The organism is Xenorhabdus hominickii, from assembly GCF_002632725.1.
GTDB lineage: Bacteria > Pseudomonadota > Gammaproteobacteria > Enterobacterales > Enterobacteriaceae > Xenorhabdus > Xenorhabdus hominickii.
The window spans coordinates 421255-446400 of sequence record NZ_NJAI01000002.1; the positions used below are offsets into that span (position 1 = coordinate 421255).

20 protein-coding genes are annotated in these 25146 nt (G+C 42.5%); 9 read left to right on the forward strand and 11 right to left on the reverse strand.

The features are described 5' to 3' along the window. Positions 1–74 precede the first annotated feature (74 nt). The 5 genes from artM to Xhom_RS09115 all read right to left on the reverse strand — a co-directional run bounded on the left by artM (position 75) and on the right by Xhom_RS09115 (position 4185). The gene (gene artM, locus Xhom_RS09095) at positions 75–743 is read right to left on the reverse strand and encodes an arginine ABC transporter permease ArtM (protein WP_069316413.1); all 669 of its coding nucleotides are present in this window, start codon (positions 741–743) and stop codon (positions 75–77) included. After that, complete coding sequence (artQ, locus tag Xhom_RS09100; RefSeq protein ID WP_069316412.1) at positions 736–1458, reverse strand: arginine ABC transporter permease ArtQ; 723 nt, start codon at positions 1456–1458, stop codon at positions 736–738. The genes artM and artQ overlap by 8 nt, the downstream gene beginning before the upstream one ends. Before the next feature lie 11 nt (positions 1459–1469). Continuing rightward, positions 1470–2204: an arginine ABC transporter substrate-binding protein gene (artJ, locus tag Xhom_RS09105; protein WP_069316411.1), complete on the reverse strand. Its 735-nt coding sequence runs from the start codon at positions 2202–2204 to the stop codon at positions 1470–1472. A gap of 96 nt (positions 2205–2300) precedes the next feature. After that, positions 2301–3029, reverse strand: a complete 729-nt coding sequence (artP, locus tag Xhom_RS09110) for an arginine ABC transporter ATP-binding protein ArtP (RefSeq protein ID WP_069316410.1) — start codon at positions 3027–3029, stop codon at positions 2301–2303. A 241-nt stretch (positions 3030–3270) separates the two neighbouring features. After that, positions 3271–4185: a LysO family transporter gene (locus Xhom_RS09115; protein WP_069316409.1), complete on the reverse strand. Its 915-nt coding sequence runs from the start codon at positions 4183–4185 to the stop codon at positions 3271–3273. A gap of 216 nt (positions 4186–4401) precedes the next feature. On the opposite strand from Xhom_RS09115, the gene Xhom_RS09120 reads away from it, so the two are divergent. From Xhom_RS09120 to macB, 3 genes are all read left to right on the forward strand, one after another. Next, positions 4402–6087 carry an ATP-dependent nuclease gene (locus tag Xhom_RS09120; protein ID WP_069316408.1) on the forward strand — a complete coding sequence of 562 codons (1686 nt, stop codon included), beginning with the start codon at positions 4402–4404 and terminating at the stop codon, positions 6085–6087. Positions 6088–6239: 152 nt separating this feature from the next. Further along, positions 6240–7352, forward strand: a complete 1113-nt coding sequence (gene macA, locus Xhom_RS09125) for a macrolide transporter subunit MacA (protein WP_069316407.1) — start codon at positions 6240–6242, stop codon at positions 7350–7352. Beyond that, a complete protein-coding gene (macB, locus tag Xhom_RS09130) occupies positions 7352–9292 on the forward strand; it encodes a macrolide ABC transporter ATP-binding protein/permease MacB (RefSeq protein ID WP_069316406.1) in 1941 nt (646 codons plus the stop codon). The genes macA and macB overlap by 1 nt, the downstream gene beginning before the upstream one ends. 110 nt (positions 9293–9402) lie before the next feature. On the opposite strand, the gene cspD is transcribed toward macB, so the two are convergent. Continuing rightward, positions 9403–9648, reverse strand: coding sequence for a cold shock-like protein CspD (gene cspD / locus Xhom_RS09135; RefSeq protein WP_069316405.1), 246 nt, complete (start codon positions 9646–9648; stop codon positions 9403–9405). A gap of 325 nt (positions 9649–9973) precedes the next feature. On the opposite strand from cspD, the gene clpS reads away from it, so the two are divergent. Both clpS and clpA read left to right on the forward strand, forming a co-directional pair. Further along, positions 9974–10294 carry an ATP-dependent Clp protease adapter ClpS gene (gene clpS, locus Xhom_RS09140; protein WP_069316404.1) on the forward strand — a complete coding sequence of 107 codons (321 nt, stop codon included), beginning with the start codon at positions 9974–9976 and terminating at the stop codon, positions 10292–10294. Between the two features lie 31 nt (positions 10295–10325). Next, positions 10326–12614, forward strand: a complete 2289-nt coding sequence (gene clpA / locus Xhom_RS09145) for an ATP-dependent Clp protease ATP-binding subunit ClpA (protein ID WP_069316403.1) — start codon at positions 10326–10328, stop codon at positions 12612–12614. A gap of 76 nt (positions 12615–12690) precedes the next feature. On the opposite strand, the gene infA is transcribed toward clpA, so the two are convergent. The 5 genes from infA to trxB form a co-directional block, all read right to left on the reverse strand. Continuing rightward, positions 12691–12909: a translation initiation factor IF-1 gene (gene infA, locus Xhom_RS09150; RefSeq protein ID WP_069316402.1), complete on the reverse strand. Its 219-nt coding sequence runs from the start codon at positions 12907–12909 to the stop codon at positions 12691–12693. 155 nt (positions 12910–13064) lie between these two features. Beyond that, positions 13065–13754, reverse strand: coding sequence for a leucyl/phenylalanyl-tRNA--protein transferase (gene aat, locus Xhom_RS09155; RefSeq protein ID WP_069316401.1), 690 nt, complete (start codon positions 13752–13754; stop codon positions 13065–13067). Next, positions 13732–15504 (reverse strand): heme ABC transporter ATP-binding protein/permease CydC, encoded by a 1773-nt coding sequence (cydC, locus tag Xhom_RS09160; protein WP_069316400.1) that lies wholly within the window; start codon positions 15502–15504, stop codon positions 13732–13734. Before cydC ends, aat begins: the two co-directional genes overlap by 23 nt. 2 nt (positions 15505–15506) lie before the next feature. Then, the gene (gene cydD / locus Xhom_RS09165; RefSeq protein ID WP_069316399.1) at positions 15507–17276 is read right to left on the reverse strand and encodes a heme ABC transporter permease/ATP-binding protein CydD; all 1770 of its coding nucleotides are present in this window, start codon (positions 17274–17276) and stop codon (positions 15507–15509) included. Between the two features lie 130 nt (positions 17277–17406). Next, positions 17407–18366 (reverse strand): thioredoxin-disulfide reductase, encoded by a 960-nt coding sequence (gene trxB / locus Xhom_RS09170; RefSeq protein WP_069316398.1) that lies wholly within the window; start codon positions 18364–18366, stop codon positions 17407–17409. Between the two features lie 633 nt (positions 18367–18999). Here trxB and lrp point away from each other — a divergent pair. From lrp to Xhom_RS09190, 4 genes are all read left to right on the forward strand, one after another. Then, positions 19000–19494: a leucine-responsive transcriptional regulator Lrp gene (gene lrp, locus Xhom_RS09175; protein ID WP_004256338.1), complete on the forward strand. Its 495-nt coding sequence runs from the start codon at positions 19000–19002 to the stop codon at positions 19492–19494. Between the two features lie 137 nt (positions 19495–19631). Then, positions 19632–23072 (forward strand): DNA translocase FtsK 4TM domain-containing protein, encoded by a 3441-nt coding sequence (locus Xhom_RS09180; RefSeq protein ID WP_099139726.1) that lies wholly within the window; start codon positions 19632–19634, stop codon positions 23070–23072. A gap of 73 nt (positions 23073–23145) precedes the next feature. Continuing rightward, entirely contained in the window at positions 23146–23757 is a 612-nt protein-coding gene (lolA, locus tag Xhom_RS09185) for an outer membrane lipoprotein periplasmic chaperone LolA (RefSeq protein ID WP_069316396.1), read from the forward strand. 7 nt (positions 23758–23764) lie between these two features. Beyond that, positions 23765–25108: a replication-associated recombination protein A gene (locus Xhom_RS09190; RefSeq protein WP_069316395.1), complete on the forward strand. Its 1344-nt coding sequence runs from the start codon at positions 23765–23767 to the stop codon at positions 25106–25108. Positions 25109–25146 lie beyond the last annotated feature (38 nt).

The window sequence follows — 25146 nt, forward strand, 5'->3', positions numbered from 1 at the left end:
ATCTACCACGCGATAACCAATGGTTATTGCGTGGTAGATGGTCTGAAAATCAAATGGTTGAATATGAAGTATGATTAATTGCGGTGTTCAAATGATAAGGCTCGTTGTTCGATCATACGCATTAGCAGAGTTAAAAGGCCATTTATGCAAAGGTAAATGATACCTGCGGCAACAAATACGGTTACATCATAACTGCGTCCGAATTGAAGTTGGCTATATCCCATAAGATCCAATAGGGTGATCGTACTGGCAAGTGAAGTACTCTTGAAAATCAGGACAACTTCATTGGAATAGGAAGAGAGCGCCCGCTTGAAAGCATAAGGTAGCAGAATGCGCATAGAATGTATTTTGGACATACCAAGAGCCTGACAAGATTGCCATTGTCCCGTTGGAATCGCTTTAAATGCCCCATAAAAGAGCTGGGTTGAGTAAGCGGCACTATTCAATGCCAGAGTAACCATTGCACATAGCCAGGGTTCTGACATGAGTTTCCATAACCACGGGTACTCTTTTATCGATGGAAATTGCCCCGGCCCGTAGTAAATCAAAAAAAACTGAACGAGTAGAGGGGTTCCGGTAAATAACGTGATATAACCTTTGACCAATTGGGAGAGCACAGGCAACTTCATTGCCAGAATCAGGGTTAAAACCACAGAGAGCATAAATGCAACTAGCAGAGCTGTAACGGTCAGGCTCAGGCTGGTTTGCAGACCAGGCAAAATATCCTTTATATACTCAAACATCAGAAGCGCTCCGTTCAAAGTGAGTCGTGCGCATTTCAATCCGTCTGAGGATAAATTGGCTCACCAGTGTGATGACCAGATAGATTGCAGCGGCAATCATATACCATGTAAATGGCTCTTGTGTACGAGTCGCAATACTTTTTGTCTGTAACATCAAATCATTAACACTGATCAAGGAAACCAAAGCTGTATCTTTGAGTAGAACCAACCACTGATTACCAAGCCCTGGCAGGGCATGACGCCACATCTGCGGCATGATTAAGCGAAAAAAGATGCGACTTTGGCTTAACCCCAGTGCTTGTCCTGCTTCTCGTTGCCCCATCGGGATCGCTTTCAATGCTCCCCTTAATGTTTGCGATGCGTACGCGGAATAAAGGAATGAAAGTGCGATAACACCACAGAGGAACGGGCTGACATCAAAGTTGTTAATTTCCATCTGTATCTTGAACTGCCAGACAATCAGGTTGACTTCAAAGCCTTCTGACAGCGTGATGAGAAGTTGTGAACTTCCAAAGTAGATGAAGAGAACAACTAAAATTTCAGGCAACCCTCGGATCAATGTTACCCAGCAGGAGCCTAAGAAAGCGATAGGTTTCCAGCGAATGGATTCCCATGTAGCAAAAAGCATTGCCAGAACCAAACCAACCACAAGTGAGGAAATGGCAAGGCCGACGGTAATACCGGCAGCGCTGATTAAAGATTGAAGTTCACTCATTGGGATTCTGTTTATTTAAACCATTTTTTATAGATAGTGTCATAAGAACCGTCTTGTTTAACTTCAACCAGTGCTTTGTTGAGTTTGTTCAGCAATGCTGTATTGCCTTTGCGAACGGCAATTCCTAAGCCGGTGCCAAAGTAATCTTTGTCTGTCACTTTGTCACCAACGGTGCTTAATTCTTTATTCTTTTTCAGCCATTCATTGACAACTGCGGTATCACCAAACACGGCATCAATACGGCCATTTTTCAGATCAAGGATCGCATTCTGATAGCTATCGTAAGGTACTGTCTTGATCTCTTTATGCTCTTCCATCAAATACTTTTGGTGAGTGGTACCGTTTTGAATGCCTACCTGTTTGCCCTTCAGCTCGGCAATGTGAGCAAATTTTCCTTTAATGGAAATGAAAATGGCAGAGTTATCATAATAGGTTTGGGTGAAATCAACTTGTTTCCGGCGCTCTGGCGTAATATCGATACCTGCCATCAGAGCATCAAAACGACGGAATTTCAGACTGGGGATCAGGCTATCAAAAGATTGATTGGTAAATGTACATTCTGCGTTGAGCTTAGCGCAGATGGCATCAGCCAAATCGACATCAAATCCTTGGATTTTATTGTTTTCACCAATAAATTCAAACGGAGGATAAGTTGCTTCTGTGGCAAAACGGAGAGTTTCTTTCTCTGCGGCAGTTGCTGATAAAGTCACGGCACTCAACAAGGCTGCAAACAATAATTTTTTCATAGCCATATCCTGTCGTTCATGAATATTGTGGTTGATAAATGTTGTTTATGTTTGTTTTATAACTGATTATCGATATAACGGATTCAGTATGGCATATCAGTGTGATAAATAATGAGCAAAAGCTTCCGTTTGTGGGCGTGCAAAATGCGTTGCGTCACCTTTTTCGATAATATGTCCTTGTTCCATATATACAACCTGACTTGCTGTTTTTCGGGCTACTTCCACTTCATGAGTCACGATAATTTGGGTGATACCGGTTCCTGCCAACTCTTTGATAATGTCAATTACTTGAGAAGTGATTTCAGGATCAAGTGCAGCAGTGGGTTCATCAAATAATAGAATTTGAGGTTCCATCATTAATGCTCGTGCAATGGCAACACGTTGTTGCTGACCACCAGAAAGATGCAGTGGAAAACGATTAGAAAATTCATTCAAACGAAGACGGGAAAGTAGCTTTGACGCTTTTTCCCGCGCTTGTTGTTTAGACAGTTTCAATACTCGGCATGGTGCTTCAATCAGATTATCCATCACAGTTAAGTGTGGCCACAAATTGTATTGTTGAAAGACCATACCTACTTTTTGGCGCAATGTCTGGATTTCTTTGTGATTAGGCTGTTGTTTGAAATCAAACCGATGGTTTGCCACACTAAGCAGCCCTGAACGAGGCATCTCCAACAGATTTAAAACACGGAGCAAAGAACTCTTGCCGGCACCACTAGGCCCCAGTAATACCACAGTTTCCCCTGCTACGCATTCAAAATTGATATCGAACAGGGCTTGGTGTGTGCCATAGAAACAATTTATGTTTTTTAATTGAATGCTCATGCGAAAAATGTGAATAGTTAGCAGATTGATGGGATATTAATCCCATCAGAATAACTATGCAATAATTTCTGCATAAAATTGTTGTTTTTATCAAGTTAGTGACTTAACTAATCAAATTATAGACATTTTTTTAGATTGTTTTTAGATCTCAATTTAATCAACTGGTTTATTTTTTATTCCGAAAAGGTTTCTTTTAGTCATTTTTCGCGCCTGACGAATATTACATCCTATTGGATAAAAGCTATTGAGTAAAAAATGCAATGAATAAAGGAGTCATTAAGCTCAATATAAAACCATGAACGATGGCGGCTGGCACGATCCCAACACCACCACAACGTTGTAAGATTGGTAAGGTAAAATCGATTGAAGTAGCCCCAGTGAGACCCAGTGCAGTTGAGCGATAGCGATTAATGAGTATAGGAATGAGCATAATTGATGCCAGTTCACGAGCGAGATCATTGAAAAATGCGGTACTTCCCAGTACTGGTCCCAGTACTGGCCCATAAGCGTCAGAAAGTAAAATACCAGAAAGGGAATACCAGCCATATCCGGATGCAATGGCAAGACCGGTTTTAGTCGGTAATCCCAATAAGAATGCAGCCACTACACCGCCCAGCAGGGAGCTAATGGCAACCACCAAAGCGATAATCATGCCACGCCGATTCAACAGGGTTTGTTTTAAGCTCATACCGTTATTGCGCAGTTGAATACCAACCAGAAAGAGTAAAAATATTAAGGCAATTTTACTGGCATTAGTGGCAAAATGAAACCATGACCATTCGGTTAACCCAATAATAAATCCCAAGATTAATGCGCCACATAATTTCAAAGAATCGAATGCCATATGTAATCGAGATGGGGGCTTTTCCTGTTTATGTGAATTAACAACCCACGGATCTCGTTTATCCAAGAGAAAAAGCGCTAATATATTAGTTATAAATATGCATAGGAAAAATGTTGTCGCATATAGCAGGATAGAAAGTAGATTACTGCCTAAATTTTCCAGCATAGCAAGGCTAACGCCCATCAGAATGAGAATGACATAAACCATGGCATGGAGTAGCTGGTGTACTAGAGTTAATACTGATTTATTATTCAAATGAATAAGGTAGCCTAGACTTAAAGGCAGGAGAATAATTAATAACCCTGAATACATGATTCACATCCTTATACAATAAGAAAAAATTTTATTATCTAGTTTTAATGATAGAAACCAGTACAAAGACCAATAAATATAATTAAACAAAAAATTTACACTGAATCAACAAATAGAATAAAGGTAAGCATACTGAAATTCAACGTATTTTTTATCCATCAAGAAAATGGACGCAACAAATAAAACTAAGTAAATCAGATATAAAAAGGGGCGCGTATGTTTCTGGAACGTGTGGAAATTTCCGGCTTTAGAGGTATAAATAGATTATCACTGGTACTTGATGACAATACGATTCTGATTGGTGAAAATGCGTGGGGTAAATCCAGCCTTTTAGATGCATTAACGGTTTTATTGTCACCTAAGCCGGAACTTTATCACTTTAATGAACGGGATTTTTATCACTCTTGGGATGAACACTCTGCTAGAAAACGTGATTTACAAATTATCCTAACATTCTGTGAAAAACAGATCGGGCATCATCGTGCAACACATTTACGCAATCTGCGCCCCTTATGGGTTGATTCGGAACAAGCGCTTAAGTGTATTTATTTACGTGTTAGTGGAGAATTACAGGAAGACGGTACTGTATATACCCACCGCTGTTTTTTGAATAAACAGGGTGATTCTTTGCGGTTACATGATGATGAACTTTTATTGCGCGAAATTATTCGGTTATACCCTGTGTTGCGTTTACGGGATGCCCGTTTTATCAATGAGCCATTAAAAGAAGCAATTGAGACTGACGATAGCTATGATCGTAAAGATCTCAGGGAAAAAATGGAACAATTGGCTTCAGCGCTGATGAATAACCCTCAGAAATTAACCAATGGGGAATTATGGCAAGGCTTGGAGGCTATGAAACAGTTGATTGGGTATTATTTTGCAGAACAAAGGACTTACTTGTTTGATCAGAAAAATATCAGACACCGGAGTAACAGCAATAAAGATCGTCATGACCCTAGACAGCGTGGTTGGCAGGTGCTAGACAGTATTCATCGGATCAGTTCAAAGCCCAATCAGCGCAATGTTCGTTTGATTATCTTGAGTATCTTTTCCTCGTTACTTCAATCAAACGGTGCCATCTTCCTCGATTCCCATGCTCATCCACTGATCATTGTTGAAAATCCAGAAACACGTTTACATCCGATTATGCTTTCAATTTCATGGGGATTGATGAATTTATTTTCTCTGCAACGGATCACAACCACCAATTCCGGCGAGCTGTTATCCCAAGCTCCTCTCCGTGGAGTCTGCCGTTTGGTCAGGCATCCCAATCGCGTTGTAGCTCACCGTTTGGGAGAAAATTATTTATCTGCGGAAGAGGTACGTCGTGTCTCTTTCCATATACATTTTAATCGTCCATCCGCGTTATTTGCCCGTTGCTGGTTGTTGGTTGAAGGAGAAACTGAAGTCTGGCTGATCAACGATCTGGCTCGACAATGTGGTTACTATTTTAAGCCAGAGGGGATTAAAGTGATTGAATTTTCCCAAAGTGGTTTAAAACCATTACTAAAATTTGCCAATCGAATGGGAATTGAGTGGCATACACTAGTCGATGGGGATGATGCCGGTAAAAAATATGCAGCTACTGCGAAATTATTTGCAGAACACACCTATGATACCAACAACAACAGATTAACTTCTTTACCTGCGTTAGATATGGAGCATTTTTTATATCGGGTCGGTTTTAGTGATGTCTATCATGAAGTTGCTAATACTCCGAAGGATACCAAACTCTCAACAAGGAAAGTGATTACAAAGGCAATACAGCGTTCTTCCAAACCTGATTTAGCGATCTCTGTTGCAAGTTATGCTGCAGAACGTGGCGTTGCAGCTATTCCATTACTCTTGAAAGAGATGTTTTCCAGAGTTGTGTGGTTGGCTAGAAGAAAAGTTAATTGAGTGCTGACACGTTTTTATCGCGTGTTTTTAAGCGGAAAGGTGAGGTTTAGCAATTTTTCTTATAAAAAATAAGTTGTTGATAGAGTTTGTTGACGTTGCCTACAGTAAATTGAGGCAATTAGATCTAATTTTCTAATAATGGATATTTATTGATGAATTTTCTCCGCGTCAAGCATTTCTGGATTTATGTTGGTTTTGTTCTCGTCGTCGCAGGGGGGGGGATATCTTATTTTCACCAACCAAAAATAGTTATATATCAGACTAGTACGGTTATAAAAGGCAACTTTGAAAGAAGTGTTCTGGCGACAGGTAAGTTGGATGCTGTCCGTAAAGTTGATGTAGGTGCTCAGGTTAGTGGTCAGCTACAAGAGCTATATGTGAGTTTGGGGGATAAGGTTAAACAGGACCAATTACTGGCAAGACTTGATCCGCAAACAGCAGAAAATATGGTAGCAGAAGCGCAGGAAACAGCGAAGTCTCTGGAAGCTAATCTCCGTGGAGCGCAGGCGGAACTGAAACTTGCTCAAATCAAAGTAAAGCGCCTGAGGCATTTGTTTAAATTACAGGTAGAGTCCCATCAGGAATTAGATATCAGCATAACGAGTATGCAATCTAAAGCCGCCAAAGTGGATGATCTCATGGCTCAAATTAAACAAAATCAGGCCAAACTGGATACCGCCAAAACAAATTTGCAGTATACCCGTATCACAGCACCCATAGAGGGTATTGTGGTAGATATCAAAACATTTCAGGGACAGACTGTTATTGCGGCACAACAGGCGCCGACTATTCTGGTATTGGCAAATCTTGATACCATGATTGTCAATGCAGAAATATCAGAAGCAGATGTCATTAAATTGAATCCGGGACAAAAAGCGTCGTTTACCACTTTGGGGGCGCCTGAAAAACACTTTTATGGGGTCTTAAAAGATATTCTGCCAACCCCCCTGGTTGTGAACAATGCCATCTTCTATTATGCCCGCTTTGAAGTACCTAATCCTAATAATATCCTGCGATTGCAAATGACTGCCCAAGTGAAGATAAATCTTCAGACAATAGATAATGTATTGATGATTCCCATATTGGCTCTGGGAAAGCAGATATCGGCTACTGAATATGAAGTCAGCGTATTGCATGATGGAAAAGAAAAAAAACGCAAAATTACAGTCGGTGCTTTTAATAACATCAACGTTCAGGTTATCTCGGGGTTGAAGGAAAATGAACGCGTGATCACCAGTAGTGACAGTGACACAGAGGCGTCGTGATGAAAATGTTACTGGAACTGCAAAATATTAGCCGTAGTTATCTAGCAGGAGAAGAGCACGTTAACGTCTTGGATAATATTTCATTATCCATTCAGGCCGGAGAAATGGTGGCGATTGTTGGGGCTTCTGGTTCAGGTAAATCTACGTTAATGAATATACTGGGTTGTCTGGATAAACCCAGCAGCGGGGAATATTGGATTGCCGGAAAAAATATTGCTGATTTGAGTAACAATCAATTGGCAGAATTGCGTAGGGAATACTTTGGGTTTATTTTTCAGCGTTATCATTTATTGGCGCATCTAACTGCTGAGCAAAATGTTGAGATACCGGCGATTTATGCTGGTGTTGCTAAAATTCAACGTAGTGAGCGGGCCATTGAGTTGCTGAATAGTCTTGGATTAGGGAATCGCATTAATTATCAGCCAAGTCAGCTTTCAGGAGGGCAGCAACAGCGAGTCAGTATTGCCAGAGCACTGATGAATGGTGGGCAAGTGATCTTGGCTGATGAACCGACGGGAGCATTGGACAGTGCTTCAGGCCAGGAAATGATGGATATCTTGAAGCAGCTTTGTCGACAAGGACATACGGTTATTATTGTTACTCATGACCCGAAGATTGCAGCACAGGCTCAAAGGATAATTGAGATTAAAGATGGTCGAATCATGAGTGATTCACGCCTTGTTGAATATCAAATGGATAGTCACTATTCACCAGTAGATACAAATACCTCTTCCATTCAACAAATCTGGGGGCGTTTCAATGAAGCACTATTGATGGCATGGCGCGCCATGATCGTCAATAAAATGCGAACTTTGCTGACTATGCTTGGCATCATTATTGGCATTGCTTCTGTCGTCACGATCATAGTGATTGGTAATGCGGCAAAATCGATGGTGTTATCAAATATTAAATCGATTGGAACTAACTCTATCAATATTTACCCCGGAAAAGACTTTGGCAGTAATAATAACTTTGATATGCAGTCACTGAAGCTTGCCGATATCACTGCAATAAAAGCTCAGCCTTATGTTCTGGCTGTTTCCCCTGAATTCATGAAAAGTGGACGTTTACGTCGAGGTAACATTGATGCCAGTACACAGATGTATGGTGTAGGAAATGATTTTTTTCATGTATATGGCATGAAATTTACGCAAGGCATGCCTTTTACATTAGAAATGTTACATCATCAGGCTCAGGTAGTTATTATTGATGAGAATACACGTAAAAAATTATTTCCTTATCAGGAGAAAGTCATTGGCGAAGAGCTACTGTTGGAAAATATACCTTTAGCTGTCATTGGAGTGATTGCCAATGGGCAAAATTTTTACAACGGTAATATATTACAAGTCTGGTTGCCCTACAGTACGATGAATAGTCGTATGGTCAATCAAAATTACTTTGATTCGGTTGTTGTCAGAGTGAAAGATGGTTACTCCTCCGAAGATGTGGAAACAAAGCTGAAGCAATTGTTGACATTCCGTCATGGTAAAAAAGATATTCATACTGTAAATATGGATAAAATAATCCAAGCGATTGAAAAAACAGCACAAACTCTGCAAATATTTTTAACGCTGGTGGCGGTAATATCTTTGATCGTTGGTGGGATTGGTGTGATGAATATCATGCTGGTATCAGTTACAGAACGAACCCGCGAGATAGGTATCCGAATGGCTGTGGGTGCCAGAGCTGGTGACGTTATGCAGCAATTTCTTATTGAAGCTATCTTGGTCTGTCTGATGGGCGGTGTATTGGGCGTTAGCTTATCCTACAGTGTATCTTGGATTGTACACAAGCTATTGCCTACATGGGATTTCGTTTATAACCCTATTGTATTTATCGCTGCCTTTGGTTGCTCAACAGCAATTGGAGTAATTTTTGGTTTCCTGCCTGCCCGAAACGCCGCTCGTCTTGATCCTATAGAAGCATTGGCAAGAGAATAGAAGATGACGCTGCATCAAATTTGACTGGTAAAAAAAGCGCGCATAGAGCGAAATGAACTCTGTTGATAGCACGCCACAAATAAGCCTATCGTTTACTTGTGGCGTGAGAATTACGAATTTATTACATCATTCTTTTTTGATTTTTGGTCATCGTCTAAAGGCAGAATAAGGCTGGCGTGATTACCTTTGGGGCCTTGATGAACACTAAAATTCACTTTTTGCCCAGCTTTTAACGTCCTATAACCATCCATCTGAATAGTTGAATAGTGAGCGAAAATGTCATCGCCGCCGCTAGCTGGGCAAATAAATCCAAAGCCCTTTGCATTATTGAACCATTTAACAGTACCTGTTTCCATACTTCTCTATCCCTCGTATCACTATTTCGGGTTTAGGAGTCATTAAAAATTTCAAACTATGAACAAACACCCAGACAGGGCGCGGTGTTCATAAAATATACTGTAGTGAAATTCATTACGCCGTCAAGCACAGAAGTAACGTCAAGCTGTCTCAAATGGCTAAAGTTTGATATAGATAACGGTATCTGGTTTTTAGATAAAATCTCTATTTAGAAATCAAAGGGAGGTGAGCAGAGTACTTAACGAAGTGATAAAATATATAGTTGTAGAATGAATTAGTTCATACTAAAACCCAGCGGAAAGTGAATACTCCAGCGGAAGAATAATGACTGAGTTTTATAACGATTTGAAAGTAGAAGAATTTATTAAGGATGAAGCAAAGCAAAAATTACAGCCTCCATCCATGTATAAGGTCGTTCTCAACAATGATGACTATACCCCTATGGAGTTTGTGGTTGACGTATTGCAAAAGTTCTTTTCTTATGATGTTGAAAGAGCAACGCAACTAATGCTGAATGTCCACCATGAAGGGAAAGCAGTTTGCGGAATTTATACGGCAGAGGTCGCAGAAACTAAAGCTGCGCAAGTGAACATGTATGCTAAGGAGCACGAGCATCCGTTACTTTGCACGCTGGAAAAGGTCTGATCTGGCTTACTGATTTTAGGAGGAGGTGCTTATGCTCAATCAAGAACTGGAGCTTAGTCTCAACATTGCTTTTGCCAAAGCAAGGGATAACAGACATGAATTTATGACTGTAGAGCACCTGCTACTGGCGTTGTTAAGTAATACATCAGCGCGAGAAGCACTGGAGGCTTGTAAAGTCGACCTGGCGATGTTACGCCAGGAATTAGAAAATTTTATTGTACAAACCACTCCTCTGTTATCTGAAAATGATGACAGGGATACACAACCCACCTTGAGTTTTCAGCGTGTTTTACAGCGCGCAGTGTTTCATGTTCAGTCTTCGGGGCGTTCAGAAGTTTCCGGAGCGAATGTATTGGTTGCCATTTTTAGTGAACAAGAATCTCAGGCTGCTTATTTATTGCGTAAGCACGACGTCAGTCGATTAGATGTCGTCAATTTCATTTCGCATGGAACACGTAAGGATGAACCTGATCTCGATTCTCACCAAAGTCTCAATCCAGTTCAGGAAGAACAGGTCATCAGTGAAGATCGATTGGAAAATTTCACGTCTAACCTGAATCAATTGGCACAGAAAGGTCAAATTGACCCTCTGGTCGGGCGTCAGCTTGAATTGGAGAGAACTGTTCAGGTACTGTGTCGCCGCCGTAAGAATAACCCCCTGTTTGTTGGGGAGTCTGGTGTTGGTAAGACTGCTATTGCTGAAGGACTCGCATGGCGTATTGTCCAAAGAGACGTTCCTGAGGTTATACAGGACTGTACCATCTACTCTCTGGATATCGGCTCATTATTGGCGGGTACGAAATACCGAGGTGATTTTGAGAAGCGCTTCAAGGCTTTGTTAAAAACTTTGGAGCAAGACGACAAAAGCATTCTCTTTATTGACGAAATTCATACTATTATTGGCGCAGGTGCCGCTTCTGGCGGTCAGGTGGACGCAGCTAACCTTATCAAGCCATTACTGTCCAGCGGGCGTATCAGAGTTATTGGCTCGACGACTTATCATGAATTCAGCAATATCTTTGAAAAAGATCGGGCATTAGCTCGTCGGTTTCAGAAAATTGACATTCTTGAGCCTTCGTCTGAGGAAACGGTACAAATTATCAATGGACTACGTGCCAAATATGAATCACATCATGACGTTCGTTATACGGCGAAAGCCATCCGTGCTGCGGTTGAGCTATCGGTGAAGTACATTACCGATCGCCACTTACCGGATAAAGCCATTGATGTTATTGATGAAGCGGGTGCAAGGACAAGATTAGTTCCGGTGAATCGTCGTAAGAAAACGATCAACGTTGCTGATATTGAATCTGTTGTTGCTCGCATTGCTCGTATCCCAGAAAAAACTGTGTCGGCCAGTGATAAAGATGTTCTGAGAACACTGGATGATCGTTTGAAAATGTTGGTTTTTGGTCAGGATCGAGCCATCGGTGCATTGACGGAAGCCATTAAGATGAGCCGAGCTGGGTTAGGGCAGGATCATAAACCCGTAGGTTCTTTCCTGTTTGCAGGGCCTACGGGTGTTGGGAAAACGGAAGTTACTGTTCAGCTTGCCAAGGTATTGAATATCAAATTATTGCGATTTGATATGTCAGAATATATGGAACGTCATACGGTCAGTCGTTTAATCGGCGCGCCTCCGGGTTATGTGGGATATGATCAGGGCGGGTTATTGACCGATGCTATTATAAAACATCCTCATTCTGTGCTATTGCTGGATGAGATTGAAAAAGCCCATCCGGATGTGTTCAATTTATTGTTACAGGTGATGGATAATGGCACATTGACTGACAACAATGGTCGCAAGGCGGATTTTCGCAATGTTATTGTAGTGATGACAACTAATGCGGGAGTACGTGAGATACAGCGTAAATCTATCGGTTTCTCTGAGCAGGATAACAGCACTGATGGAATGGAAGAGATAAAAAGGATCTTCACACCTGAATTTCGTAATCGTCTTGATGGCATTATTTGGTTTGATGCACTTTCGTCTGAAGTTATTCAGCAAGTTGTTGATAAATTTATCGTTGAACTGCAAGCTCAACTGGACGAAAAAGGCGTTTCTCTGGAAATCAGTGCAAATGCCCGTCAATGGTTATGCAATAAAGGCTATGATAAAGCAATGGGTGCCCGCCCTATGGCTCGGGCGATTCAGGATAACCTTAAGAAACCTCTCGCTAATGAATTGCTGTTTGGTTCATTAGTGCATGGTGGATCGGTCAGGATCAATTTAGATAAAGGTAAACAGACACTGACGTACGATTTCAAAAGCGCACAAAAATCAAACAGCAAAAAGAAACCGGAAGATGCTGTTTTGTAAAGCTGGAAAAACAGAGCAACACCACAGGTGAGCGTTGAAAGATAATTATCGCCTGTGGTGTAAAAAGGTCTGTCTATCAGCGGCTACGGAAGACGATACGGCCTTTGCTCAAGTCATATGGAGTCATTTCAACTGTAACCTTGTCTCCAGTCAGGATGCGAATATAGTTTTTACGCATTTTACCTGAAATATGAGCTGTAACGATGTGTCCGTTCTCTAATTCGACACGAAACATGGTGTTTGGCAGTGTGTCTGACACAGTACCTTGCATTTCAATATTTTCTTCTTTGGCCATCTAATCCTCTAAATGTAACAACCATAGTTTTAACCGGCAAGATAATGCCGAAAAACCCTCATTATGTAAAGGAATGTCGTATTTTAAACCATTATTTTACACATATGGTATATAGTGACATTCCCACCGCGAACAAGATCAGTCCCTAAGGGCGACTATAAATCCAGCATTTGAGCAGGCCAGCAGCCTGACTGTAATGATTGTCCTCTTAATTGATAAAGAGACTGGAGGAATTCTTCCCTTGGGATATTTTTAGCACCCAACGATTCTGTATGGTGATTTAATACCTGGCAATCAAATAATTGACCGCCATGATGTAAAAAGTGGTGATAGAATGCCACAAAAGCACACTTGGATGCATTCTCCATTTTGCTAAACATGGATTCACCGCAAAATAGAGTACCCACACAAACACCATACAAGCCGCCCACAAGTTGGCGGTCATACCAAACTTCAATAGAATGAGCCTGCCCTTCCTGATGCAGGATTTGATAACCTTGCTGCACATTCGGCCCGATCCAAGTACCTTCTTGTCGTTGTGCACAATTATATATCACTTCATCGAAAGCATAGTTTACAGTAATTTGGTAAGGATGTTTGCGAATAAAACGACGTAATGTACGGCCAGTATGTAATTCTCCAGAAATTAATACCGCCCGAGGGTCGGGAGACCACCATAAAGGAGGCTCATCAGGTGAATACCATGGAAAAATACCTTCATGATAAGCTACTCTTAAACGTTCTGCACTGAGATCACCACCAAACGCCAGTAAACCATTAGGCTCTGCCAGCGCATTGGTTGGGTGGGGAAACTCATATGAGTTATCTAGTTGAGCTATAGACATAAGATGAATACTCCAGCTCAGGATAGCTCTGTCGCTGATAAAATTGATAATAACGCCCTTGCTGAGCGAGTAACATATCATGTTGGCCTTGCTCAATAATACGCCCCCCATCCATAACACAAATCCGATCCATATGTTGTAAACCCGTTAGTCGATGGGTAACGACAATCAGTGTTTTGTGCCGGCAATGATGGTGTAACAACGCCAGAATCTGTTGTTCAGTGTCGGCATCAAGCCCTTCGGTTGGTTCGTCCAGCAGCATTAAAGGAGCGTTGTGTAATAATGCTCTGGCTATGCCCAAACGGCGTTGTTCACCACCGGAAAGTTGACGCCCACCTTCCCCCATCCAACAGTTTAGCTTTTCATTAGTGTCTAGCAAGCCCTCTAAACCCACTTGTTTCAGTATAATGGCTAACTCATCATCGCTGGCATCGGGTTTTGCCAACAAAAGATTTTCGCGTAAGGTATGGCTGAATACATGGATACGCTGAGGAACGATAGACATCATTAATCGCAGCGTTGTTTCATCATAATTGGAAATAGGGTGTTGATTGAGTTGAATCTCACCGCTATTAACTTCCCATGCACGGGTCAATAACTGCAACAGCGTCGATTTGCCACATCCTGTTTTGCCCAGTAAAGCAATATGCTCACCTGATGTCAGGGATAGTGAAATATTTTTCAAGACTGGCAGCGGTTGGTCAGGGTAGGTGAAATTAATATTTTTTATCTCAAGGCTGAGGTTGTTATTTGCTTGTGGCCCGTGAGCAGGGAAGGTGACTTCCGGCTTCTGATACATTAATTGGGAAACACGTGTCGCAGATGAAATAACTTGCCCCATGTGTTGAAATGCAACGGTGATTGGTCCAAGGGCCTCAAAGGCAGCAAGAGCACAAAATGTAAATAAAGCTATCAATGCACCTGGTTGACTATTTCCACCAACACCCGCCGCAGACAGCCAAAGCATTAGCGTCACGGTCATGCCGGTAAAGAAAATCATGATGGCTTGTGAGAACCCTGTCAAATTGGCTTGTTTTTGCTGATTTTTTAACCAATTGTATTCAATTTCTGTCATGGATTGACGGAAACGTTTAAGTGCGCCGAATACAGTTAATTCAGCCTGTCCCTGCAAGGCACTGGTGAGCAATGTGCGATATTGGCCACGTTGCAGGGTGATGCTTCTGCCGTAGGGTTTTCCCGCATAGTAAAATACAAAAGGCAATATCAGCAGTAACCCTAACATAATACCACCTAGGGTATAGGCGAGGGTGGTATCAAGGAACCCCAAGCCAAAAGTCAGAACGACTATGACAACAAATGCAGTAAGAACAGGAGAAATAACTCGCAGATAGAGGTGATCCAACGTTTCGACATCAGCCACAAGCCTGTTTAGCAATTCACCCTGACGAAAACGAGCAATACCTCCCGGAGAAAGTGGCAGGATTTTTTGAAAAGCAAAAACCCGTAAATGTGCTAATACCCGGAATGTGGCATCGTGACTGACAAGTCGTTCACCATAACGACCCGCAGTACGGAAAATAGCTGCTCCACGAACGCCGGCAGCAGGTAGCATATAGTTAAATGTATATAACCCCGCGAATCCTGCTAAGGCAGTCCCGGCAAGGAACCAACCTGAAAGTGTCAATAGGCCGATACTGGCTAACATAGTCACAATCGCCAGCACTATACCTAAGCTGATAAGAAACCAGTGACGACGATAAAGGGCGAGAAATGGGAGTAATACACGCATGATTAAAGCTCCACACTGCGGTGAGACAACAGACGGGAAAATGCACCTAGAGACTGACTTAGGCTCTGATAATCACCTTTTTCAATCAGCAAACCGTTTTCCATTACCCAAATCTGATCATAGGTTAGCGTTTCTTCCAGCAAGTGAGTGATCAGCAATGTGGTTTGCTGATGAGAAGCCTGATTCAGAGCTGTCATTACACGCTGTTCGCTATGGGCATCAAGACTGGCGGCTGGTTCATCTAATAACATCAATTGGCAAGGATTTAATAAGGCTCGTGCTACGGCAATACGTTGAGCTTGTCCGACAGACAAACGAGCAGCATTGTCCCCGACGAGCGTATCAACGCCATCGGGGAGTTCGCGAACAAATTCACTGACGTAAGCTCGTTCCATCACATCATTAATTTGCTCTTGCGTTGCATCATATTGACCAAGACGAATATTATCGAGCAGTGTTTGTTCTGGTAGATGTGGGTTTTGCCCAACCCAACTCAAATGTTCCCGCCATTTGGTGAGATTGAGTTCACGTAGTTCAAGGCCGTTGATTTTCAGAGAGCCGTCATAAGGAAGAAATCCTAGCAATACATTGATCAATGAACTTTTGCCAGCGCCACTTTTCCCAACCAGAGCGATTCGTTGATGTTTATCAATCGTAAAATTTAATGGGCCAGCAAGACGATGTCCATCGTGTGAGCGAATCTCCAGTTCACGCGCTTCAATAGTGACGGCTCCATTATCTGATAATGTTTTCTCGCCGCTGGTTATTGCTTGTTCACCATCACTGCTGAGCAGCGTGAAAAGTGATTCTGCCGCTCCGATTGCCTGAGCTTTGGCATGGTAAAACGTACCTAAATCGCGCAGTGGCTGGAAAAATTCGGGGGCAAGGATCAAAGCAAGAAAGCCTGCAAACAACGTAACGCCTATTCCGTAGCTGCCAAAGTATAATTCTCCCAGATAGGAAAAACCAAAATAGACGGCAACAACGGCAATGGAAATTGCGGCAAAAAACTCCAAAACGGCGGAAGATAAGAATGCCATGCGTAGTACTTCCATTGTTCTACGACGAAATTTCTCTGTTGATTCAGTGATCTGCTCAACTTCCACTGTTCCTCGATGGAATAGACGCAGAGTTTCCAGACCTCGTAAACGATCAAGGAAATTACCGCTTAATCGGCTAAGAGCAACAAAATTGCGTCGATTGGCATCTGCGGCTCCTAGCCCAACCAGAGCCATAAATAAAGGAATTAATGGGGCGGTTACAAGTAAAATTAACCCTGCGGCCCAGTTAATCGGAAACACAGTAACCAGGATTAAGATAGGAATGATGGTTGCTAGGGTCATTTGGGGCAGATAGCGGGAATAAAAATCCTGCATATCTTCGATTTGTTCTAGGATGATAGTCGCCCAGCTTCCGGCAGGTTTTCCCTTAACCCATACTGGCCCTAACTGTTCCAGTTTATCTAACACCATATTGCGGATTTGCTGTCGCACAACCTTGCCACAGATAAAACCGACACGCTCTCGGATGGCATTGCTGATTGCTCTTAATGCAAAAGTTGTTGCCAGCATCAGAAACTGATTGGTAAGGTTTTCGCGGGGGACATTATCCATAATCAGGGCTTGAAGGATTGACGCTAAGAGCCAAGCTTGAGAGATGATCAATAATCCGCTGATAAGGCCGAGCATCATGGATAGACGAAGCCACCGACGAGCAGGGGCGCTTTGTTGCCTCAGCCATCGAACAAGTTCAGATTGTCTTGATTTGTCCATAAGAAAAAATTCTGATCCACAGGTGGTGATACTGAATATCAAAAAGGCCAGTAAGATGAAGCTCAAACTACTAGATTTTATGCTACCTGTAAAAAAGCGCTATCGAAATAGCGCTTTCAAGGAAGGTAGATTATTTGGTTGCCAATCCGTCAAGGAAACGTTCAGCATCCAGTGCAGCCATACAACCTGTTCCAGCTGAAGTGATAGCTTGGCGATACACATGATCCATGACATCTCCAGCGGCAAAGATTCCCGGAATGGAAGTCTGAGTGGCATTGCCGTGCAATCCAGATTGAACTTTGATATATCCGTTTTCCAATTCAAGCTGACCAGCAAAAATACCCGTATTCGGGCTATGACCGATAGCGATGAAAACACCAGTGACATCCAGTTCTTCAGCATTGTCACTTTTCGTATCGCGGATGCGGATCCCAGTAACACCCATATCATCACCCAGCACTTCATCCAGTGTTCGATCTGTATGCAGGATGATATTGCCGTTTTTAACTTTATCCATCATGCGGTCAATCAGAATTTTCTCTGAACGGAAAGTGTCACGACGGTGAATTAAATGCACTTCCGAGGCAATATTCGCTAAATACAGCGCTTCTTCAACAGCAGTATTACCTCCGCCGACTACAGCAACTTTCTGTTTACGATAGAAAAAGCCATCGCATGTTGCACAGGCAGAGACCCCCCGACCTTTGAATGCGTCTTCGGAAGGCAAACCGAGATAACGAGCTGAAGCACCCGTCGCGATGATCAATGCGTCACAGGTATATTCCTGATCATCTCCATATAAACGGAATGGCCTGTTTGAGAAATCAACTTTCTGAATATGATCAGAAATAATTTCAGTCTGAAATTTTTCAGCATGTTGGAACATACGTTCCATCAAGCCTGGGCCAGTCAGCCCTTCAGGATCACCGGGCCAGTTTTCAACTTCAGTTGTGGTGGTCAATTGGCCGCCTTTTTCAACTCCAGTGATGAGAACAGGGTTTAAATTAGCGCGGGCTGCATAAACAGCAGCGGTATAACCAGCAGGACCTGAGCCAAGAATGATGAGTTTACTGTGTTTGGCTGTGCTCATGAATACCTCATTTCCATTATCGCATATTGCAGATTTAGGGATTGTAGGAGAAATAATAAGTTAAAAAAAGCGATTATCAGATAAAATATTTATGTTATTAACGATTTTACCGATAGATAGTAACTATGATGTAATCGAAATGTAAGGATAGGTGACTTAAATTTCTGAATCGAACATCATTTATTCATTTAAGTCATGAAACGAGCTATTTAAACGTTTTACTGAAAATTTGTTTGGTAGGTTGTTCTGATTTTTATTCATTTACTTTGACAATCGGCTGTGCATTTGCGAAAACATCTGGGTAAGGGATAATTATCTATCCCGCTAATCAATTGTTTCTATAAAATAGACAAATTAGCGTGGGTGATTTTCTCATAGAATATTAAAAATTGCTGTTAAGCTGCTTTCTGAAAACGTAGTGTTTTGGGAGCTAATGTTTTGGAAAATGGTGTTCTGGTAAGTCGTGTTTTAATCAATCGAATTCTGGAACATCGTATTCTGGGAGATTGAAGTAGGCTTCAAAACTCTGTTACAGATTGAGCTTTGGCCTTTGAAGACATCTTTTCCAGCTCAACTGCTTGACAGAGATAGGGAAAATGTTTGGGTGTAGGAATATAAAGAGAGAGCAATAAGATGATTGATAATAAGAAGCGTCCAGGAAAAGATCTTGATCGCATAGACCGAAATATCCTTAATGAGTTGCAAAAAGACGGCCGTATTTCTAATGTGGAATTATCCAAGCGTGTTGGTTTGTCACCAACGCCTTGTCTGGAGCGTGTACGTCGCTTAGAGCGTCAGGGTTTCATTTCTGGCTATACAGCTTTGCTGAATCCTCATTATTTGGACGCATCATTGCTGGTGTTTGTTGAAATTACGCTGAATCGTGGTGCAGCGGACGTATTTGAACAATTCAATACAGCAGTCCAGAAACTGGAAGAAATCCAAGAATGCCATTTAGTTTCTGGTGATTTTGACTATTTGCTGAAAACGCGTGTGCCAGATATGTCTGCATACCGTAAACTACTGGGTGAAACGTTGCTGCGTCTCCCGGGTGTTAACGATACTCGTACTTATGTTGTTATGGAAGAAGTGAAACAGAGTAATCGTTTGGTGATTAAGACTCGTTAAGCTTTTACCTAACTAAAATGTACAGATGCAAAACAGGAAAAATTTAGTTACACTCCTGTTTATGCATACAGTTTCAACGCTGAGCCTATCCTCAGCGTTGTTCCGTTTAATCAGCAGGAAAACCTGGAGAGCCTTTCTTGAACCAGGAATATACAGAAGACAAACGTGTTAAGTTAAAGAAAATAAGCAGTGGCCGTCGGCTTCTGGAAGCCGTTCTGTTGGTTATTGCCATTTGTGCTGTGTACTTTATGCTGGCACTTGTCAGCTTTAATCCATCCGACCCGAGTTGGTCACAAACATCATGGCATGAACCTGTTCATAATTGGGGTGGCAGTGTTGGAGCCTGGTTATCAGACACCCTGTTCTCAGCATTTGGTATTCTTGCCTATGCAGTCCCGCCGTTAATGCTTTTAGGCTGCTGGAATGCTTTCCGTCAGAAAGATAGGCAAGAGTACGTTGATTTCTTCACATTTGCGTTACGCGTCATTGGTGCCCTGACTTTGGTGCTGACTTCGTGTGGCTTGGCTGCAATTAATATTGATGATTTAGATGATTTTGCTGCCGGTGGTGTCATTGGTAACCTATTCAGTAATGCGATTCTGCCTTGGTTCCATATCCTTGGTTCAACGTTGGCTTTGATTGGTCTCTGGGCTATTGGGTTCACTCTGTTTACAGGCTGGTCATGGCTAACGATTGCGGAAAAAATTGGCGCAGCCATTCTGAACTCACTGAGTTTTGTGATCAATCGTGGTCGCAACGAAACTGAATATGACGATGCTGAGCCAGAAAGTGAGGACGAATCAGAACGTCAGAAACAGGCTGAATATGCCGATAAAAATGAAATGGGTGGCGTAGATGAAAACGATGTATTGCTGGCTGTGCCAACAGTAGTTGAGTTAGTCAGTACAGACTCAGAATTGCCGATTGACTCACCGTCTCTGGTGATGGAAAACCCGAAAGAATTTCATCAAGATAATTCGTCTGAACATATTATTGCAGAGACGGAATTATCTGAAATAGCGCTTCCTGAAACAGCCTTGTTGGAGGTTGTAACGCCAGAAACGGTTGCATATTCCCTAGACGAAGAAAGCCTTGACGAAGAAAACATAGCGAAACCCGTTATGCAGGTAGCAGAGTCCTCGCCAAAATCTGTTTCTCCTTCTTCAGCAGAGTTTTCTCAGACTGAGTTATCTACAGGCAGCATGGCTGAAATAAATATACAGTCTCAGAGTGATGCGACAGACTCATTCACTTTCCCTTCAAGCGAAAATGCTAATCTGAAAAATACAGCGGCGGGTATTGCTAGTGCTGCCATTGTGACGAAAAATCCACAGGTTAAGCAGGGTATTGGCCCTGAAATGCCTCGCCCTAATCCAGTCAGAATACCTACTCGTCGTGAATTGTACGGTATTAAAGTGCCTACTTATCGTTTAGCCGAACATTTGCAACGGGAAGAAAAAGAGAAGCAGAATGAATTAAATGCAGAAGCTGATGAGCAATGCATGGATGAGCAGCAACAAAACATGTTGCGTCAGCAATTCCTTGATCAACAGCGCGAACGTTATGGTTCTGATTTTGAACCGGAAGGCAAAGAATTACCTAAGAAAGCAGAAACTACGTCGATATATGGGCAATCACCATTAGCTGAATTTACTGAAAATCGCGAAAGTGAAGAACAAGTGCAGGAAGAAGCGTTGCGAATAGCATTTGAGCAGCAGCAACGTGAACGTTATCAAATGAACCAGCCTATGGTTTCAGAATTCGTTTCAGCGCAAGATGAAACACCGGAATATAATTATTTCCCTCATGTTGCTGATCTTGGAAAACCTGAATCTGCATTTATATCGCCAGAGCCATCGATTCAACAAGTTCAGGAGAAAAAAATAGTATCTGAACTTGTTTCCCATAAATTGAAAACGCAACATACTTTTGCGCAGCAACCGCAGCAACCGCAGCAACCGCAGCAACCGCAGCAACCGCAGCAACCGCAGCAACCGCAGCAACCGCAGCAACCGCAGCAACCGCAGCAACCGCAGCAAGATAGTTTGTTCCATCCATTCTTGATGCGCAATGATCAGCCATTGCCAAAATCAACAACACCAATGCCTTCTCTGGATCTTCTGGAAAAACCGCCAGCAGAAGAAGAGCCGATTGATATGTTTGCCCTTGAACAAACGTCTCGTTTGATTGAGGTACGTTTGAATGATTATCGCGTTAAAGCCGATGTTGTTGGATTTTCGCCTGGTCCTGTCATCACAAGATTTGAATTGGATCTGGCTCCGGGTGTTAAAGCTTCCCGTATTTCTAACTTATCACGTGACCTTGCTCGTTCACTTTCCGCAGTGGCTGTCCGTATCGTGGAAGTGATCCCGGGGAAACCTTACGTTGGTCTGGAATTACCCAATAAGAAACGTCAAACCGTTTATCTGCGAGAAGTTCTGGATTGTGAGAAATTCCGGGATAATCCCTCCCCTCTGACTATCGTATTAGGGAAAGATATTGCAGGGCAGCCAGTTGTTGCTGATTTAGGAAAAATGCCTCATTTGTTGGTTGCGGGAACAACCGGTTCGGGTAAATCAGTGGGGGTCAACGCGATGATCCTCAGTATCTTATATAAAGCGAAGCCAGAGGATGTTCGTTTTATTATGATCGATCCGAAAATGCTCGAATTATCGGTTTATGAAGGCATTCCACATTTGCTGACTGAAGTTGTTACCGACATGAAAGATGCCGCCAATGCATTGCGTTGGTGCGTGAATGAAATGGAACGGCGCTATAAACTGATGTCTGCTTTGGGGGTGCGTAATCTTGCGGGGTATAACGACAAAATCAAGCAGGCAGAAAACATGGGGCGTCCAATTCCTGATCCGTTCTGGAAGCCAGGTGATAGTATGGATATAACGCATCCTGTGCTGAAGAAAGAACCTTATATCGTTGTTATGGTTGATGAATTTGCCGACCTGATGATGACTGTAGGGAAGAAAGTAGAGGAATTGATTGCACGTTTGGCTCAGAAAGCTCGTGCAGCAGGTATTCACTTGGTGTTGGCGACTCAGCGTCCTTCTGTTGATATTATTACAGGATTAATTAAGGCGAATATTCCAACGCGTATCGCATTTACCGTTTCCAGTAAAATTGATTCCCGTACAATTCTGGATCAAGGAGGAGCTGAATCATTGCTTGGCATGGGTGATATGCTCTATTTGGCACCAAATTCTTCTATTCCTGTACGTGTTCATGGTGCATTCGTACGTGATCAGGAAGTTCATGAAGTGGTTAATGACTGGAAAGCCCGTGGTCGTCCTCAATATATTGATAGTATTATCAAGGGGGGAGAAGATGGTGAAGGCGGTTTAGGACTTGATAGCGATGAAGAGCTCGATCCTCTGTTTGATCAAGCGGTTGAATTTGTCATTGAAAAACGTCGAGTTTCCATTTCTGGTGTGCAGCGCCAATTCCGTATCGGATATAACCGAGCCGCTCGGATTGTAGAACAGATGGAAGCCCAGCAGATTGTCAGTACACCTGGTCATAATGGCAATCGTGAAGTTTTGGCACCACCTCCGCATGAACATTAATCGCCATGGCTAATTGCAATGTAATAATCAGCTATTGGTGCTGATAATAATACGAATTGAAGGTATCTTACACATGAAAAGAGTGTTGTTGATTGGTTGTCTGGTGATGGGGGTTAGTGTAGGTTCAGCTTGGGCGAATGCTACACAGAATTTGCAAGGTCGTTTGGGTAAGGTAAATAGTTTTCATGCCAGTTTTACCCAAACCGTTACCAGTAATGACGGTTCGGCTATCCAAAAAGGAGAAGGAGAACTTTGGATCAAACGCCCTAATTTGTTTAATTGGCATATGACATCGCCTGATGAGAGTGTTTTGGTTTCTGATGGTAAAACCTTGTGGTTTTATAACCCTTTTGTCGAACAGGTCACTGCGAACTGGCTAAAAGATGCAACAGGAAATACGCCATTTATGTTAATTGCGCGTAATGATCCTGCGGATTGGAAACAGTATAAGGTGACACAAAATGGCAATAATTTCGAATTAATACCGACTAATGCCAAGGGTAATTTAAAACATTTTTCAATTACCGTGACACCTGCAGGAACGATTCAGAAATTTACGGCGGTTGAACAGGATGGACAAAAAAGCGCCTATCAATTGAAAGGGCAGCAAAACACGAATGTGGATGCGGCTAAATTCAGATTTACCGTACCAGAAGGTGTCACGCTGGATGATCAGCGCCAGTGAGGTTTAAGTGAACAGTCTTTCACTCGATTTTTCACAAAATGAATTTCAGCCATTGGCCGCAAGGATGCGGCCAACCACATTAGATCATTATATTGGTCAGCAGCATTTACTGGCAGAAGGAAAGCCTTTAGCAAGAGCAATCCGGGCTGGTCATCTCCATTCCATGATTTTATGGGGACCACCAGGAACAGGGAAAACCACACTGGCTGAAATTATTGGTCACTATGCACAAGCTGATATTGAGCGGATCTCAGCAGTGACATCAGGCATTAAAGAAATTCGTGAATCCATAGAAAAAGCCCGTCAAAATCGTAATGCTGGACGTAGAACTATTTTATTCGTTGATGAAGTCCATCGGTTTAATAAAAGTCAGCAAGACGCATTCTTACCGCATATTGAAGATGGCACGATCACATTTATCGGAGCAACAACCGAAAACCCTTCTTTCGAATTAAATTCGGCATTACTGTCACGCGCCCGCGTTTACTTACTCAAATCACTCTCGGCATCAGAAATTGAGCAGATACTCATTCAGGCAATGAACGATAAAGAGTGTGGTGTTGGTGGGCAAAATATCGAGTTACCGGACGATACCCGCCAGATACTTGCAGAACTTGTTGCGGGAGATGCCCGGCGTTCCCTGAATTTGCTCGAAATGATGTCAGACATGGCTGAAACGAATGTACAGGGACAGCGGGTTTTGACACCAGAATTGTTGAAAGAAGTGAGTGGAGAAAGAAGTGCGCGGTTTGATAATAAAGGTGATCGATATTACGATTTAATCTCTGCCTTGCATAAATCAATTCGTGGCTCAGCCCCTGATGCTGCACTTTATTGGTATGCCCGAATCATTACCGCAGGTGGCGATCCACTTTTTGTTGCTCGTCGATTACTGGCGATTGCTTCTGAGGATGTGGGTAATGCTGATCCCCGAGGAATGCAGGTCGCTATTGCTGCATGGGACTGTTTTACGCGTGTAGGAGCTGCGGAAGGAGAGCGGGCTATTGCACAGGCGATTTTATATCTTGCGTGTGCTCCGAAAAGTAATGCGGTATATATGGCATTTAAGGCAGCGATGGCAGATGCGCAAGACAAACCCGATTATGATGTTCCTGCTCACTTACGTAATGCGCCAACTAAGCTGATGAAGGAAATGGGATATGGTGAAGCATACCGTTATGCTCATGATGAACCGAATGCCTACGCAGCAGGTGAAGTTTATTTTCCACCAGAAATGCAAAAAACACGCTATTATCATCCATCAGCCAGAGGGCTGGAAGGCAAAATTGGTGAGAAATTAAACTGGCTAATGGAACAGAATCAAAATAGCCCAATAAAACGCTACCGTTAATCTGATTGATACGGTAAGGTCTATATCTAATAGATTTC